Here is a 16,326-nt window from a genome sequence, read left to right as displayed (position 1 = left end):
GGTTCGAGGTTCGATGGTGTGACGATCCACGGTGAAACCTGCCGGTCGGTGACGGTTGTGACCGTCTCACGGCATTTTGTGACAGAACGATCCCATGGTGAGACGGTGGGTCGGGTGGTGCGCGAGGGGTGTGGCGTGCGCGGGTGGGGTCGTGGGGCGACCTGAGGGGGCGGGCGGGGCCCGGGTGTGCTCTATGTGAGCACTTAAGTTGAGCGTAAGGGACTCAGGTCTGTTGACTCCGCGACGGGCGTCATGCATTCTTGAGTCAGATCCACTCAAGTAGTCAGTTGGAGGAATTGAAATGGCACGTGCGGTCGGCATCGACCTGGGCACGACTAACTCCGTCGTCAGCGTTCTCGAAGGCGGCGAGCCCACCGTCATCACCAACGCCGAAGGCGCCAGGACCACGCCGTCCGTCGTCGCCTTCGCCAAGAACGGCGAGGTGCTCGTCGGCGAGGTCGCGAAGCGCCAGGCGGTCACCAACGTCGACAGGACCATCCGCTCCGTCAAGCGCCACATGGGCACTGACTGGAAGATCGACCTGGACGGCAAGAGCTTCAACCCGCAGCAGATGAGCGCCTTCATCCTGCAGAAGCTGAAGCGCGACGCCGAGTCCTACCTGGGCGAGAAGGTGACCGACGCGGTCATCACCGTCCCGGCGTACTTCAACGACTCCGAGCGTCAGGCGACGAAGGAGGCCGGCGAGATCGCGGGCCTGAACGTCCTGCGCATCGTCAACGAGCCGACCGCCGCCGCGCTGGCGTACGGCCTCGACAAGGACGACCAGACGATCCTCGTCTTCGACCTCGGTGGCGGCACCTTCGACGTGTCCCTCCTGGAGATCGGCGACGGCGTCGTCGAGGTGAAGGCCACCAACGGTGACAACCACCTCGGTGGTGACGACTGGGACCAGCGCGTCGTCGACTACCTGGTGAAGCAGTTCGCCAACGGGCACGGCGTGGACCTGTCCAAGGACAAGATGGCTCTCCAGCGTCTCCGCGAGGCCGCGGAGAAGGCGAAGATCGAGCTCTCGTCCTCGACCGAGACCACGATCAACCTGCCCTACATCACGGCGTCCGCCGAGGGCCCGCTGCACCTGGACGAGAAGCTCACGCGCTCGCAGTTCCAGCAGCTGACCGCGGACCTCCTGGACCGCTGCAAGACCCCGTTCCACAACGTCATCAAGGACGCGGGCATCCAGCTCTCCGAGATCGACCACGTCGTTCTCGTCGGTGGCTCCACCCGTATGCCCGCCGTCGCCGAGCTCGTCAAGGAGCTGACCGGTGGCCAGGACGCCAACAAGGGTGTGAACCCGGACGAGGTCGTCGCCATCGGCGCCTCGCTCCAGGCCGGTGTCCTCAAGGGCGAGGTCAAGGACGTCCTGCTCCTCGACGTCACCCCGCTGTCCCTCGGCATCGAGACCAAGGGAGGGATCATGACCAAGCTCATCGAGCGCAACACCACGATCCCGACCAAGCGCTCCGAGATCTTCACGACGGCCGAGGACAACCAGCCGTCCGTGCAGATCCAGGTCTACCAGGGCGAGCGCGAGATCGCGGCGTACAACAAGAAGCTCGGGATGTTCGAGCTGACCGGTCTGCCGCCGGCCCCGCGCGGTGTGCCGCAGATCGAGGTCGCCTTCGACATCGACGCCAACGGCATCATGCACGTCGCCGCCAAGGACCTCGGCACCGGCAAGGAGCAGAAGATGACCGTCACCGGCGGCTCCTCGCTGCCGAAGGACGAGGTCAACCGGATGCGCGAAGAGGCCGAGAAGTACGCGGAGGAGGACCACGCCCGCCGCGAGGCCGCCGAGTCGCGCAACCAGGGCGAGCAGCTCGTCTACCAGACCGAGAAGTTCCTCAAGGACAACGAGGACAAGGTCCCGGCCGACGTGAAGACGGAGGTGGAGACCGCCGTCGGCGAGCTGAAGGAGAAGCTCAAGGGCGAGGACTCCGCCGAGATCCGCACGGCCACCGAGAAGGTCGCCGCCGTCTCCCAGAAGCTGGGCCAGGCGATGTACGCCAACGCCCAGGCTGAGGGTGCGACCCCGGGCGCCGACGCCCCGGGCGATGCCCAGGCCAAGGCCGATGACGACGTCGTCGACGCCGAGATCGTGGACGACGAGAAGGACACCAAGGGCGGTGCGGCGTGACCGAGGAGACTCCGGGCTTCGAGGAGAAGCCCGACGTCCCCTCCGGCGCCACCCCTGATGACGCCGAGCCGAAGGCTGCCGACTCCTCCGAGGAGGAGACGGCAGCCCCGGCCGGGGACCTCGACCCGACCGTCGGTCTGACCGCACAGCTGGACCAGGTACGCACCGCGCTCGGTGAGCGCACCGCGGACCTCCAGCGGCTCCAGGCCGAGTACCAGAACTACCGTCGCCGCGTCGAGCGGGACCGGGTCGCGGTCAAGGAGGTCGCTGTCGCGAACCTCCTGTCCGAGCTCCTGCCCGTCCTCGACGACGTCGGCCGCGCACGGGAACACGGCGAGTTGGTCGGCGGCTTCAAGTCGGTGGCCGAATCGATGGAGACCGTCGTCGCGAAGCTGGGCCTCCAGCAGTTCGGCAAGGAGGGCGAGCCCTTCGACCCGACGATCCACGAGGCCCTGATGCACAGCTACGCGCCGGACGTCACCGAGACGACCTGCGTGGCGATCCTGCAGCCGGGGTATCGCATCGGCGAGCGCACCATCCGCCCCGCGCGGGTGGCCGTCGCCGAGCCGCAGCCGGGCGCCACGCCCGCCGCGGCCAAGGAAGAGAAGACAGACGACGAGGAGAGCGGTGGCACCGAGGAGGTCTGACGGCAACGCGTCTGACCACCAGGGTGCACACCGACCGGCCCGGCGGCCGGCCCACGGGCCGGCCGCTCGGCCGATCGTCCGGAAGGAGGGACGTCGATGAGCACGAAGGACTTCGTCGAGAAGGACTACTACAAGGTCCTCGGCGTCCCCAAGGACGCCACCGACGCCGAGGTCAAGAAGGCGTACCGGAAGCTCGCCCGCGAGTTCCACCCGGACGCCAACAAGGGCGACGCCAAGGCGGAGGAGCGCTTCAAGGAGATCTCCGAGGCGAACGACGTCCTCGGTGACCCCAAGAAGCGCAAGGAGTACGACGAGGCGCGCGCCCTCTTCGGCAACGGCGGCTTCCGCCCCGGCCCCGGTGGTGCCGGCGGCAACTTCAACTTCGACCTGGGCGACCTCTTCGGAGGTGGCGCCCAGGGTGGCGGCGGCCAGGGCGGCGCGGGCGGCGGCTTCGGCGGCGGGGGCGGTCTCGGCGACGTCTTCGGCGGGCTGTTCAACCGCGGCGGCGCGGGCACCCGTGTCCAGCCGCGGCGCGGCCAGGACATCGAGTCCGAGGTGACGCTCAGCTTCACCGAGGCGGTCGACGGGGCCACGGTCCCGCTGCGGATGTCCAGTCAGGCGCCCTGCAAGGCGTGTTCCGGCACCGGCGACAAGAACGGCACCCCCAGGGTCTGCCCGACCTGTGTCGGCACCGGCCAGGTCTCGCGCGGCAGCGGCGGCGGCTTCTCGCTCACCGACCCCTGTGTGGACTGCAAGGGCCGGGGCCTCATCGCCCAGGACCCCTGCGAGGTCTGCAAGGGAAGCGGCCGGGCGAAGTCGGCGCACACCATGCAGGTGAGGATTCCGGCGGGCGTCTCCGACGGCCAGCGGATCCGGCTGCGCGGCAAGGGCGGTGCGGGCGAACGCGGCGGTCCGGCCGGCGACCTCTACGTCGTCGTCCACGTCGACGCCCACCCGGTCTTCGGCCGCAAGGGCGACAACCTCACGGTCACCGTGCCCGTCACCTATCCGGAGGCGACGCTCGGCGGCGAGGTCAAGGTCCCCACTCTCGGCGGCCCCCCGGTCACCCTGAAGCTTCCCGCCGGCACCCCCAACGGGCGTACGATGCGCGCCCGGGGCAAGGGCGCGGTGCGCAAGGACGGCACCCGTGGCGACCTGTTGGTCACCGTGGAGGTCGCGGTTCCCAGGGACCTGGGCCAGGAGGCCAGGGACGCCCTGGAGGCCTACCGGAAGGCGACCGCGGACGAGGACCCGCGGGCGGAACTGTTCCAGGCTGCGAAGGGAGCTTGAGATGGACGGCCGTCGACGCAATCCGTACCAGCTGACCGATGAGACACCGGTGTACGTGATCTCGATCGCGGCCCAGCTCTCGGGCCTGCACCCGCAGACACTGCGCCAGTACGACCGTCTCGGCCTGGTCTCCCCGGACCGTACGGCCGGGCGCGGCCGGCGCTACTCGGCCCGTGACATCGAGCTGCTGCGCACCGTGCAGCAGCTGTCGCAGGACGAGGGCATCAACCTCGCGGGCATCAAGCGGATCATCGAGCTGGAGAACCAGGTCGCGGCCCTCCAGCAGCGCGTCGCCGAGCTCTCGGCGGCGGTGGACGGCGCGGCGGTCGCCATGCAACAGCGCGAGGCCCAGGTGCACGCCTCGTACCGCCGGGACCTCGTTCCGTACCAGGACGTGCAGCAGACCAGCGCGCTGGTGGTCTGGCGGCCGAAGCCGAAGCGGCCGACGGACTAGGAAGCGGCCGACGGGCCGGCGGGGCCCTTCGTACGGCTCCGGGCCCCTTCGTGCGGCTCCGGTGCCCTTCGTACGCCCAAGGGGCCGGGAGAGCGTTCAGCAGCTCTCCCGGCCCCTTCGCGTGTGCCCCCGGCCCGGGCCTACGGCAGGAGCTCGCTGACCGTGTCGACCAGCATCATCCACATCGGCTGTCCGCCGGTGCCGAACGCGGCGGCCAGCGCGTAGCCGATCGCGGCGTCGGCCGGCTCGACGGCGGCCCCGGACCGCCACTCGGCGAGCACCCGCCGGTCGCCGTCCGAGGAGAAGTCCCCGATGTGCTTGCCGTCGCGGGTCAGCCGGCTGCTCGGGATGGAGTCGGGCACGAGCCGGTAGGACGTACCGGCGCAGCGGACGTCGACCCGGTAGGAGCGGCGGCGGAGTTTCCCCTTGCCGGGCGTGATCGTCGCTTCCCGGCCGTCCACGGTGAGCGTGAGGTGGCGGGGGTCGCGGGTGCCGATGACGATGTGGTCGTCGACCTCCGCGCCGGGTGCGCGGGTGAGGACGACGCGGGGGATCATCTCGCCGCTCACGACGAGCATCTCGCTGTGCTCGCCCGCGAGTTCGACCAGGATGTCCCCGTGGTGGTCGTCCTCGACGGCGGCGGGTATGGATGTGGTGTCGGTCATCCGGGCTTCGTGGTCCTTCTGTCGCGTGGCGGGAATGCGTCAGGTCGGTCAGGCCTGATGTACGGAATTCTCGCGTGCGCGGTCACGCTCCCGGCTCGCGGCCGAGCGCATGGTCGGGACCTGATTCCAGGATTCCGGATCGCGCGATCAGGTAACCGAGTTGGGCCCGGCTGTTGCTGCCGAGCGCGACGCTGAGCTTCGCGATGTGCGACCGGCAGGTGCGTACGTTCATGCCGAGGTGGCGGGCGATCGCCTCGTCGACATGACCCTCGACGAGCAGTTTGGCGATCGAATGCCTCACCCCGGAAATGCCGTCCGTCGTGGAGTCGTACGGAATCTGTTCCTGGAGGGGCACCGCGCGGTGCCAGAACTGCTCGAAGACCTTGGCGAGGTACTCCACGATGCCGGGGTGCCGCAGCTCAAGGGCCACGGTGCGGTCGTCGGTGGCCGGTATGAAGGCGACGGTGCGGTCGAAAATCATGAGCCGCTCTATCAGCTCTTCGAGCGTGCGGATCTCGACCTTGCTCTCGGCCATCCGGGCCGCGTAATTGAGAGTGCCGTGGCTGTGGCGGACAGTGTGCTGATACAGCGTGCGCATGCCGACGCCACGTTCCGTGAGCATCTTGCCGCGTTCCATGGCAGTGGTGAGCGCGTTCTCGCTGCGCCCGCCCCCCGGCTGAATGGTGAGGACTTCCGAGCGGCACTCGGCGAGGGCGAGTTCTATCGAGGCGTTGATACGGCCGATGCCTTCGAGAACCGTAATCGCGTGGGTGGTCGGCGGAGCCTGGGCGCTGATCGCCATGAAGGGCTCGAACACCTCGGTGAGCTCCACCGAGAGGCGCCTTCGCTCCTGGATCTCCCGCTCGATCGGATGGAGCCGCTGCGTGAGCGCCGCGGACGGCGGTACCGGCCGCAGCCAGTTGGGGTCGTCGGGATCGGGATGCAGCAGGGCGAATTCCAGCAGACACGGAGCGTCCTCCGCCTCGACGCGAGCTATTTTGCCCACACTCAGCGCACTGGCGTAGAGCCGTGCTCCCTCGTCACACAAGGCACTAACCGAGTGGGGATGTGCCGCTTTGGTGTTGTCTGTGGTCAATTCTCCACCCCCCAGGAACATGAATCAGCAGGAACATGATGCATCGCTTCTGTGGCGTTGACGTGCCTGGATGGGCCATCGTCTTGTTCTGCGGGGGAGAGGAAACCTTGGAAGTGAGGACGAAGCCCATCATGAGTTACAAAACGCTTCGCTCGGTGCTTGCTGTTGCCTTCTCCGTTGGGCTGACGACCGGGGCGCTGAGTGTTCTTGACCTCGTTGAGGGCGGCGTGACCCACGGTTCGGCCGGCGCGCAGGTGCAGGCCGCTCCGCCTCCGGACCTGGCCTGGGACTTGATGCCCGCACGGACGACGGGAGCGGAAGCGGCACCCGAGTCGCTGTCGGAGAGCACGCCTGCCGCACGGGGCCGGGCATGAGTACCCCGCCGGACGACCGCACCTTCCGGCGCGAGATGGCGACCGCCTATCGCTCAGGGTGGCATTTCATCGATCTGCTCACGGCACTCCCCCGCCGTGGCGACTCGTTGATGGTCACCCTGTTCGGAGAGCCGATCGTCGTGGTGATGGAAGAGGACGAGGACGTCCGCGCCTATCGCTGTCTCCGTCGGCCGCGCGGTGCGCCGCAGCCGGTCCGCTGTGCCGTCAGGTACGGCATGATCTTCGTCAATCTCGATCAGCGGGACCACGAGCTGTTCGACGCAGAACCACTTTCCGCCACCCCCCGCAGTGCCTGAGCGATTCCCCCGTCGTCACCTATCGCTCCGGCGCTTCCCCCACACAGCGGCGCCACCGTGACCTGAACACGGTGGCGCCGTTGTGCTGTTCCTGTACGGGGGCGGTGTGTCGCAGGGGGCCGGTCAGGCCTTGCCGAGCGCCCGGTCGAGGGTGATCTCGATGACGACCCGGGTCGGGTTGATCCGCGGGGCGCGGCCGTAGCGCGCCTCGTGACGGGCCTCCGCGTCCGCGACGGCCTCCGGCTCCGTCCGGATGACCGCGAGGCCCTCCAGGGTCGCCCAGCGGGCCCTGTCGATCTGGCAGACGGCCACGCGTGCCCCGCCGGGGCCGGCGGCCCGGATGTGGGCGACCTTGCGGCTGCCCCCGTCGGTGATCACGCGCGCCACCCCGGCCTCCGGGTCGTACGTCACGCACACCGGCACCACGTGCGGTGTGCCGTCCGGGCGGGGGGTCGTCAGGGTGGAGAGGTGGCTCTCGCGCCAGAACGCGACGTATGCGGGAGCGGGGGCGTGTACGTCTGCCATGGGGGCAGCGTACGAGGCCGGTCCCCGGGTGCTCGTGCGCGCCCCGGGTGCCCGCAGCGCGTGCGCGCATCGCCTTGAGTGGAATAGACTCAACTTTGTGCACGTTGATTAAGTCAATGCATCAAGGCATGACTGACGCACTCACGCATGACCCACCAGCTGCGAGGAGGAGTAACCACACGTGGACGCCGAGCTGACCAACAAGAGCCGGGACGCCATCAACGCGGCCACCAGCAGGGCCGTGAAGGACGGGCACGCCGATCTCACGCCGGGACATCTGCTCCTCGCGCTGCTGGAGGGCAGGGACAACGAGAACGTCGTCGACCTGCTCGCCGCCGTCGAGGCCGACCAGGCCGTCGTACGGAGCGAGACCGAGCGGCTGCTCGGCGGGCTGCCCAGCGTCACCGGTTCCACCGTCGCCCCGCCGGCCCCCAACCGCGAGCTGCTGGCCGTCATCCAGGACGCCGCGCAGCGGGCCAAGGAGCTGGGCGACGACTACATCTCCACCGAGCACCTGCTGATCGGCATCGCGGCCAGGGGCGGCCGTGCGGGTGAGATCCTCGACGGGCAGGGCGCCGGTGCCAGGAAGCTGCTGGCCGCATTCGAGACGAGCAGGGGAGGGCGCCGGGTGACCACACCCGACCCGGAGGGCCAGTACAAGGCCCTGGAGAAGTTCGGCACCGACTTCACGGCCGCCGCGCGCGAGGGCAAGCTGGACCCGGTCATCGGCCGCGACCAGGAGATCCGCCGTGTCGTGCAGGTGCTGTCGCGCCGGACGAAGAACAACCCCGTGCTCATCGGTGAGCCCGGCGTCGGCAAGACCGCCGTCGTCGAGGGGCTCGCCCAGCGCATCGTCAAGGGCGACGTTCCCGAGAGCCTGAAGAACAAGCGGCTGGTCTCCCTGGACCTCGGCGCGATGGTCGCCGGCGCGAAGTACCGCGGCGAGTTCGAGGAGCGCCTGAAGACCGTCCTCTCCGAGATCAAGGAGAGCGACGGCCGGATCATCACGTTCATCGACGAGCTGCACACCGTCGTCGGCGCGGGCGCCGGCGGCGACTCCGCCATGGACGCGGGCAACATGCTCAAGCCGATGCTGGCCCGCGGCGAGCTGCGCATGGTCGGCGCGACGACGCTCGACGAGTACCGCGAGCGCATCGAGAAGGACCCCGCCCTGGAGCGGCGCTTCCAGCAGGTGCTGGTCGCCGAGCCCTCCGTCGAGGACACCATCGCGATCCTGCGCGGGCTCAAGGGCCGCTACGAGGCCCACCACAAGGTGCAGATCGCGGACTCGGCGCTGGTGGCCGCCGCCACCCTCTCCGACCGTTACATCACCTCCCGCTTCCTCCCCGACAAGGCCATCGACCTGGTCGACGAGGCCGCCTCCCGGCTCCGTATGGAGATCGACTCCTCGCCGCTGGAGATCGACGAACTCCAGCGCTCCGTCGACCGGTTGCGCATGGAGGAGCTGGCCCTCAAGAACGAGTCCGACCCCGCGTCCAAGCAGCGCCTGGAGAAGCTGCGCCGCGACCTCGCCGACAAGGAGGAGGAGCTGCGCGGACTCAACGCCCGCTGGGAGAAGGAGAAGCAGGGCCTCAACCGGGTCGGTGAGCTCAAGGAGCGCCTCGACGAACTGCGGGGCCAGGCCGAACGCGCCCAGCGTGACGGCGACTTCGACGCCGCCTCCAAGCTGCTGTACGGGGAGATCCCGGGCCTGGAGCGGGAGTTGGAGGAGGCCGCCGAGGCGGAGCAGGAAGCCTCCAAGGACACCATGGTCAAGGAGGAGGTCGGCCCGGACGACATCGCGGACGTCGTCGGCGCCTGGACCGGCATCCCGGCCGGCCGGCTGCTGGAGGGCGAGACCCAGAAGCTGCTGCGGATGGAGTCCGAGCTGGGCAAGCGGCTGATCGGGCAGAGCGAGGCCGTGCAGGCCGTGTCCGACGCCGTACGCCGCACGAGGGCCGGGATCGCGGATCCCGACCGGCCCACCGGGTCGTTCCTCTTCCTCGGGCCCACCGGCGTCGGCAAGACCGAGCTGGCCAAGGCGCTCGCGGACTTCCTGTTCGACGACGAGCGGGCCATGATCCGCATCGACATGAGCGAGTACGGCGAGAAGCACAGCGTCGCGCGTCTCGTCGGCGCCCCGCCCGGCTACGTCGGCTACGAGGAGGGCGGCCAGCTCACCGAGGCCGTCCGCCGCCGCCCGTACAGCGTCGTGCTGCTGGACGAGGTCGAGAAGGCCCACCCCGAGGTCTTCGACGTCCTGCTCCAGGTCCTCGACGACGGCCGGCTCACCGACGGCCAGGGCCGCACGGTCGACTTCCGCAACACCATCCTCGTCCTCACCTCCAACCTCGGCAGCCAGTTCCTGATGGACCCCCTGGTCAAGCCCGAGGTGAAGAAGCAGCAGGTACTGGACGTGGTGCGGGCCTCCTTCAAGCCGGAGTTCATCAACCGGCTCGACGACCTGGTGGTCTTCTCCGCCCTGTCCGGCGACGAGCTCGCGCACATCGCCGGGCTCCAGATCGACCGGCTGGCGAAGCGCCTGGCCGACCGCAGGCTCACCCTGGAGGTCTCGCCGGAGGCGCTGGCCTGGCTCGCCGAGGAGGGCAACGACCCGGCGTACGGGGCGCGGCCGCTGCGCCGGCTCATCCAGACGGCGATCGGCGACCGGCTCGCCAAGGAGATCCTGTCCGGCGAGGTCCGCGACGGTGACACCGTACGGGTGGAGCGGGTCGAGGACGGGCTGATCGTCGGCCCCGCCGCGTAACGACCGGCCCGAGGCCGTGACCGCCGGTCACGGCGCGTCGCGGTCCGTCGGCGCATGTCCGGCCGATGCCCGGCGGACCCCGTCCCCCACGCGCTGTCTGTCAGCTTGTGGCGGATCGGGGCCGTCCGGGCTTGCCATGCCCCGCCCGCCATGGGGGAGGATGGCCGTACTCGTCACGAAGGGAAATAACGGTGAGCATCGATCCGTCCTCGATTCCTAATTTCGGGGGCCAGCCCGAACCGCAGGCGGCAGGACCGGAGGGCCCCGTCGTCCCTGACCAGGACCTCGTCAAGCAGCTCCTCGAACAGATGGAGCTGAAGTACGTCGTCGACGACGAGGGCGACCTCGCGGCGCCGTGGGAAGAGTTCCGGACGTACTTCATGTTCCGGGGCGAGGACGAGCAGCAGGTCTTCTCGGTCCGCACGTTCTACGACCGCCCCCACGACCTCGACCAGCGTCCCGTTCTGCTGGACGCCATCGACGACTGGAACCGCCGCACGCTGTGGCCCAAGGTCTACACCCACGCCCACGAGGGCGAGGAGGGCGAGGCGGGTTCCGTCCGGCTGATCGGTGAGGCGCAGATGCTCATCGGCACCGGCGTCAGCCTGGAGCACTTCGTCTCCTCGACGGTGAGCTGGGTCCGCGCCTCGATCGAGTTCGACAAGTGGCTCGTCGAGCGCCTCGGCATCGAGCCCGCCGAGGACAAGACGGAGGGCGAGGAGCCCGCGGGCGCCTAGTCGCGTCCCGTCGCGTTCGTCGCGTCGAACGGCCCGGGAGGCGGTCACCACGACCGTTTCCCGGGCCGTCCGCGTACTCAGCCCAGCCGCGCCAGCCGTTCCACCGCCTCCTCCAGGACCTCGTCCTTCTTGCAGAAGGTGAAACGGACCTGGCTGCGGCCCGCCTCCGGGTCGTCGTAGAAGACCGAGTTCGGCACGGCCGCCACCCCGCAGCGCTCCGGGAGCGCGCGGCAGAAGGCGCCCGCGTCCTCGTCGCCGAACGGGGAGATGTCGGTGGTGATGAAGTACGTCCCCTCCGGCTCGTACACCCGGAATCCCGCGGCGCGCAGCCCCTTCGCCAGCAGGTCCCGCTTACGGCGCATGCCCTCCCGGAAGTCGGTGAAGAAGGCGTCGGGCAGGGCGAGCGCCTCGGCGATCGCGTACTGGAACGGGCCCCCGCTCACGAAGGTCAGATACTGCTTCGCCGCACGCACGGCGGCCACCAGCGGCGCGTCCCCGGTGACCCAGCCGATCTTCCATCCCGTGTACGAGAACGTCTTGCCCGACGAGGAGATGGAGACCGTGCGCCCGCGCATCCCGGGCAGGGCGGCGATCGGGTGGTGCGCCCCCGCGAAGACCAGGTGCTCGTACACCTCGTCGGTGACCACCAGCAGATCGTGCTCCACCGCGAGGGCCGCGATCCCGGCCAGTTCGTCGGGGGTGAGCACCGTCCCGGTCGGGTTGTGCGGGGTGTTCAGGAGCAGGAGGCGGGTGCGCGGGGTGATCAGGGTGCGCAGCTCGTCGAGGTCCGGGCGGAAGTCCGGAGCGCGCAGGGTGAGCGGTACGCGCTTCGCGCCCGCCATGGCGATGCAGGCGGCGTACGAGTCGTAGTACGGCTCGAACGCGATGACCTCGTCGCCCGGTTCGAGGAGGGCGAGCAGGGAGGCGGCGATGGCCTCGGTGGCGCCGGTCGTCACCAGGACCTCCGTGTCCGGGGACCAGGTCAGTCCGTAGAAGCGTTCCTGGTGGGCGGCGACGGCGGTGCGCAGCTCCGGGACGCCGGGGCCCGGCGGGTACTGGTTGCCGTGCCCGGCGCGCAGCGCCCGGACCGCCGCCTCCCGGATCTCCTCGGGGCCGTCGGTGTCGGGAAAGCCCTGGCCGAGGTTGATGGAGCCGGTCCGTACGGCCAGCGCGGACATCTCCGCGAAGATCGTCGTGCCGAACGCGGCGAGGCGGCGGTTGAGCAGCGGCCGCCCCTCCGCCGGTGTTCCCTGTGTCGCTCGTCCCTGTGTCATGGGCGCCATCCTGGGCCGAAGCTCTGGAGTTGCTCAAGTCCGCTTTGGCGCGAGGAAGCGGGGGGAATCCCCCTGTCACACAACAACGGGGAAGCGACGGGGGACCTCGCTTCGGGGGAAAGAAAGGCGGGTGGGGGGCATGAGCATCTTCATCGCGGTGCTGGTTTCCGTGGTCGTCGTCGGAGCGCTGGTGGCCGGTCTGCGGGTGACCGGCGGGCGTGGACCGGCGAAGGCGCGCGTCGGACGCCGGCGTGCGACGTCGAGCGGGGCCTCGGCCGACGGCGGTGGCGGCTCCGGCGGCTGGTGGTCGGGGGGCGACTCCGGCAGCGACGGCTCCGGCGGGCACTCCTGCGGCGGCGGTTCGTCGTGCGGGGGCGGCGGTGGCGGTTGCGGCGGGGGCGGCAGCTGACCGGGCCGCCGCCGCGCGGTCACCGAAAGTGACGCGGCACCGGGCGTCCGGAGGGTGAACTCCCTCCGGGCGCTCTTTCGTTGAACGACGCGGACGTTTTCGGTTGAACAAGTGACCCCGTGAGCCCCCGGGGGGATGGAAACCACGGCAAGTTGGGCGAAAACGCTGTGAGTGGGCGTACTTCGTGATTCCCTCGTTGAAGAGAACAATCAGCCCTCGGACCCCAGTTGGACCAGATCGGGCGCTCCCCACCTCCCACGCGCAGTCATCCGGGGGCGTCCTGCTGTCCATGTGTCCATGTGTGTTTGCGGAGCCCACCCATGCTCACCACCCTCCAGACGGCCTATTCCGATACCCGCGCCGCCGACCTGGCCTGGATGCTGGGGCGGGAGCCGCTGCCCGCCCTGGCGGTCCTCGATCTCCGGCTCGACGGCGCCGAACTCCAGTTGAGGCTGCTCGGCGCCTCCCACCAGGTCCTCCTCCAGGAGGACCGCGGAGTCTGCTCCGAGACCGTGGCCTGTATGCCCGGCAGCAGCACCCCCCTGCCCCTCGGCGTCGCGAAGCGGATCGGGGACTGGGAGTACGAATTCGCGGCGCGCGTGGAGACCCTGACGCAGGGGCAGTTCGCCGGCCGGGCGCAGGAGCTGCTCGCCCTGGTGAGCGACCACCCGCACGGTCTGGCGGGCACCTTCCCCGGCAGCCCGTACGCCTTCACCGCGATGCTCGCCCAGCGCACCGAGGGGCAGGTGCGGTGGCGCACCTGGCACGCGTACCCGCAGGAAGGGCAGTTGGTGGTGACCCGGACCAGGGTGGGGGTGCGGATTCCCGCGCCCGCGGCCTGACCGGCAGGCGCACTTACACCCGTGTGGGTGACAGGCCGCGACGATGCAGTGACGTAGCGTTCGCAACATGATCGACCAGCAGATGTCGCTGCGAGGGGGCGCGGCGCGGCTTCCCGTACGGCCGAGGACCGGCCGGTTCCTCGTGCTGGCCGCGGTCTTCGTCTGCGCCGCCTGCGGTCTCGTCTACGAGCTCGAACTGGTCGCGCTCGCCTCCTATCTGATCGGCGATTCGGTCACCCAGGCGTCCGTCGTGCTCTCCGTGATGGTGTTCGCGATGGGCATCGGCTCCCTTCTCGCGAAACGTTTGCGCTGCCATGCCGCCGTCGGTTTCGGGATGGTCGAGGCGGCCCTCGCGCTGATCGGCGGCTCCTCGGCGCTGGTGCTCTACGCCTCGTTCGCCTGGCTCGGCGACTCCCAGTACGCCCTGGTCGGGTTCTCGCTGGCGATCGGGGTGCTGATCGGCGCGGAGATCCCGCTGCTGATGACGCTGATCCAGCGCGTCGACCGGCAGGACGCGGGCGGGGCCGTCGCCGATCTCTTCGCCGCCGACTACGTGGGCGCGCTGGTCGGCGGGCTCGCGTTCCCGTTTCTGCTGCTGCCGGTGCTGGGGCAGTTGACCGGTGCGCTGTTCACCGGGGCGGTCAACGCGGCGGCGGGCGGCGCGCTGGTCCTGTGGGTGTTCCGGCGCGACCTCAGCTCCCGCTCCCGGTGGCTCCTCGTCCTGGTCAACGTCTCGGTGATCGCGGTCCTGGCCACGGCGACGGTGCTGGTCGACGACTTCGAGCGGGCGGCGCGGCGGGCGGTCTACGGGGACCAGGTGCGGGTCGCCGTGCAGACCGGGGTGCAGGAGGTCGTCCTGACCGGCGCGGACCGCGATTCCCTCGACCTCTATCTGGACGGCCGGCTGCGGGTCAGCGCCCGCGACGAGTACCGCTACCACGAGGCGCTGGTGCACCCCGCGATGAACGGGCCCCGCGCCCGTGTGCTCGTCCTGGGCGGCGGCGACGGACTCGCCGCCCGCGAGGTGCTGCGCTACCGGGACGTCCGCTCGGTCACCGTCGTCGAGCTGGACCCGGCTGTCACCCGACTGGCCCGTACGGACCCCGCCCTCTCCGAGCTGAACGACCACGCCTTCCGCGACCCGCGCGTCTCGGTGGTCGGGGCGGACGCGTTCCCCTGGCTCCGGGCCGACCGGGGGCGCTACGACGTGGTGATCTCCGACCTTCCGGACCCGGGCATCACCGCCAGTACGAAGCTGTACTCCGCCGAGTTCTACGGGCTGGTCGCGGAGGCGCTGGCCCCGGACGGGCGGCTCGTGGTGCACGCCGGGCCGCTGGGGGCCCGGCCGCAGACCTTCTGGACGGTGGAGGCCTCGATGCGCGCGGGCGGCCTCGCGACCCACCCGTACCGGGTCACCGGCCGGTACGCGGGCCTCGCCGCGAGCCCCGACCGGGGTGGCGGCGAGGACCGGGAGCGGGAGGACTGGGGCTTCCTCCTCGCCGGCGCGGGCGCGGCGCCGCAGCCCGCGCTGGCCGCCGGAGGGCCCGTACCCCGGTCGCTGGGCGGCCGGGAGCTGCGCGAGGGGGCGCGGGCGGCGGACGACGCCCGGCTGCCGGGGCTGATCCCGTCGACGCTGATCCATCCGCGGTACTGGGAGGACGTGTGAGCCCGCCCGGGGGCGCGGCCGGGGGGATTCCCGGCATGCGGTCCGGCGTGCGGCCCGGCGTGTGGCCAGGGGTGTGGCCCGGCTTTCGGCGGGCGGAAGCGCTGACGTCCGGGCCGGGGCCGATTAGGCTCGGTTTCCATGGAGCATGAGGTGTTCGTTCCGGTTCCCGTCCCGACTCTGCTGCGCGCGCTGGGCGATCCCGCCCGGGTCGCCCGCTGCGTCCCCGGCCTCCAGCAGGACGCCGACGCGTCGGCGTCGCCCCTGGCGGGCCGGCTGAAGCTACGGGCCGGCGGCCACACCATCACCTACCGGGGCGAGCTGCGGCTCACCGGCCCGGAGGGATCCGGCGGTTCGGAAGGGCAGCGCTTCTCGGTGACCGGGCAGGGCGTCGAGGCCCGGGGCACCGGTGCGGTCGAGCTGGCCCTGACCATCGGCCTCACGGAGGCGGACGGCGGGACGGCGCTCGCCTACAGCGGCACGGCGATCGGGGACGGACGGCTGGTCGAGCTGGAGGAGGGCGCGGCGCTCGCGGCCGCCCATCGGCTCCTGGACCGCTTCACCCAGCAGTTGGTGACGGAGTCGCTGGCGGTGCGGGACGAGGACGCCCGCGAGGGCGACGAGGACGGTGCGGTGGTCGCCGAAGGGCTTGAGGGCGACGAGGACGCGGCGGACGGTGTCGGAGGCGAAGGCCGTGCTCCCGAGACGGAGATCGGGGCCGAGGCGGAGATCGAAGAGGAGACGGAGACCGGGGCCGAGGTCGTCGATCCCGATACGGAGGATTCCGGGTCGGTGTTCGACTCGCCCGTGCCGCCGCCCTCGCTCGATCCCGTCGCCGGGGTGGAGTTCACCGTTCCGGACGAACCGCCCGCCGAGGCCGCGCACGCCCGCCGCACCATGATCGGGCGCAGCGCCGAGGAGGTCGACCACGCGCCCCCGCGGGGCCGCTACGCCCCCGTGCCCTCCCCGGAGGCGGGCGGTGCGAGCACGACCCTGCGGTGGGTCGCCCCCGCCGCCGCCCTCGCGCTCGCCTCCGCCGTGGTGCTGGGCCGGGCGTTGCGACGCCGGAGGTAGCGGGCGCCGGAGGCGGGGCGGGCCAGTAGGGTCGTCG

General features: G+C 70.6%; 15 protein-coding genes. 11 read left to right on the top strand and 4 right to left on the bottom strand.

The features are described 5' to 3' along the window. Positions 1-301 precede the first annotated feature (301 nt). From dnaK to IE272_RS08940, 4 genes are all read left to right on the top strand, one after another. On the top strand, positions 302-2,155 hold the full coding sequence (dnaK, locus tag IE272_RS08955; RefSeq protein ID WP_050358439.1) for a molecular chaperone DnaK: 1,854 nt from the start codon (positions 302-304) through the stop codon (positions 2,153-2,155). Then, positions 2,152-2,802: a nucleotide exchange factor GrpE gene (gene grpE / locus IE272_RS08950; protein ID WP_050358440.1), complete on the top strand. Its 651-nt coding sequence runs from the start codon at positions 2,152-2,154 to the stop codon at positions 2,800-2,802. The genes dnaK and grpE overlap by 4 nt, the downstream gene beginning before the upstream one ends. A 96-nt stretch (positions 2,803-2,898) precedes the next feature. Continuing rightward, positions 2,899-4,092, top strand: coding sequence for a molecular chaperone DnaJ (gene dnaJ / locus IE272_RS08945; RefSeq protein ID WP_050358441.1), 1,194 nt, complete (start codon positions 2,899-2,901; stop codon positions 4,090-4,092). Position 4,093: 1 nt separating this feature from the next. Beyond that, positions 4,094-4,546, top strand: coding sequence for a heat shock protein transcriptional repressor HspR (locus tag IE272_RS08940; RefSeq protein WP_007452885.1), 453 nt, complete (start codon positions 4,094-4,096; stop codon positions 4,544-4,546). A 140-nt stretch (positions 4,547-4,686) separates the two neighbouring features. Here the strand turns inward: IE272_RS08940 and IE272_RS08935 are convergent, their stop codons facing one another. Further along, the gene (locus IE272_RS08935; protein ID WP_056701936.1) at positions 4,687-5,211 is read right to left on the bottom strand and encodes a hypothetical protein; all 525 of its coding nucleotides are present in this window, start codon (positions 5,209-5,211) and stop codon (positions 4,687-4,689) included. An 82-nt stretch (positions 5,212-5,293) separates the two neighbouring features. Next, a complete protein-coding gene (locus IE272_RS08930) occupies positions 5,294-6,328 on the bottom strand; it encodes a helix-turn-helix transcriptional regulator (protein WP_190006596.1) in 1,035 nt (344 codons plus the stop codon). Between the two features lie 349 nt (positions 6,329-6,677). On the opposite strand from IE272_RS08930, the gene IE272_RS08925 reads away from it, so the two are divergent. Next, the gene (locus IE272_RS08925; RefSeq protein WP_003967571.1) at positions 6,678-6,998 is read left to right on the top strand and encodes a Rieske (2Fe-2S) protein; all 321 of its coding nucleotides are present in this window, start codon (positions 6,678-6,680) and stop codon (positions 6,996-6,998) included. Between the two features lie 123 nt (positions 6,999-7,121). On the opposite strand, the gene IE272_RS08920 is transcribed toward IE272_RS08925, so the two are convergent. Continuing rightward, positions 7,122-7,523: a pyridoxamine 5'-phosphate oxidase family protein gene (locus tag IE272_RS08920; protein WP_190006595.1), complete on the bottom strand. Its 402-nt coding sequence runs from the start codon at positions 7,521-7,523 to the stop codon at positions 7,122-7,124. Positions 7,524-7,704: 181 nt separating this feature from the next. Here IE272_RS08920 and clpB point away from each other — a divergent pair, with 181 nt between their 5' ends. Next, entirely contained in the window at positions 7,705-10,290 is a 2,586-nt protein-coding gene (gene clpB / locus IE272_RS08915; protein ID WP_190006594.1) for an ATP-dependent chaperone ClpB, read from the top strand. Positions 10,291-10,481: 191 nt separating this feature from the next. Next, on the top strand, positions 10,482-11,027 hold the full coding sequence (locus IE272_RS08910) for a YbjN domain-containing protein (RefSeq protein ID WP_007452894.1): 546 nt from the start codon (positions 10,482-10,484) through the stop codon (positions 11,025-11,027). A gap of 77 nt (positions 11,028-11,104) precedes the next feature. Here the strand turns inward: IE272_RS08910 and IE272_RS08905 are convergent, their stop codons facing one another. After that, positions 11,105-12,301, bottom strand: coding sequence for a pyridoxal phosphate-dependent aminotransferase (locus IE272_RS08905; protein ID WP_056701932.1), 1,197 nt, complete (start codon positions 12,299-12,301; stop codon positions 11,105-11,107). A 139-nt stretch (positions 12,302-12,440) separates the two neighbouring features. Here IE272_RS08905 and IE272_RS39085 point away from each other — a divergent pair, with 139 nt between their 5' ends. From IE272_RS39085 to IE272_RS08885, 4 genes are all read left to right on the top strand, one after another. Beyond that, positions 12,441-12,710, top strand: coding sequence for a hypothetical protein (locus IE272_RS39085; protein WP_057664716.1), 270 nt, complete (start codon positions 12,441-12,443; stop codon positions 12,708-12,710). A gap of 320 nt (positions 12,711-13,030) precedes the next feature. Continuing rightward, a complete protein-coding gene (locus tag IE272_RS08895) occupies positions 13,031-13,552 on the top strand; it encodes a DUF2617 family protein (RefSeq protein WP_050358448.1) in 522 nt (173 codons plus the stop codon). Between the two features lie 67 nt (positions 13,553-13,619). Further along, a complete protein-coding gene (locus tag IE272_RS08890; protein WP_050358449.1) occupies positions 13,620-15,218 on the top strand; it encodes a polyamine aminopropyltransferase in 1,599 nt (532 codons plus the stop codon). Positions 15,219-15,356: 138 nt separating this feature from the next. Further along, complete coding sequence (locus IE272_RS08885; RefSeq protein ID WP_190006593.1) at positions 15,357-16,289, top strand: SRPBCC domain-containing protein; 933 nt, start codon at positions 15,357-15,359, stop codon at positions 16,287-16,289. Positions 16,290-16,326 lie beyond the last annotated feature (37 nt).

The organism is Streptomyces anulatus (assembly GCF_014650675.1).
In the GTDB taxonomy this organism is placed as follows: domain Bacteria; phylum Actinomycetota; class Actinomycetes; order Streptomycetales; family Streptomycetaceae; genus Streptomyces; species Streptomyces anulatus.
This window is presented reverse-complemented; position numbering and strand designations above follow the sequence as displayed.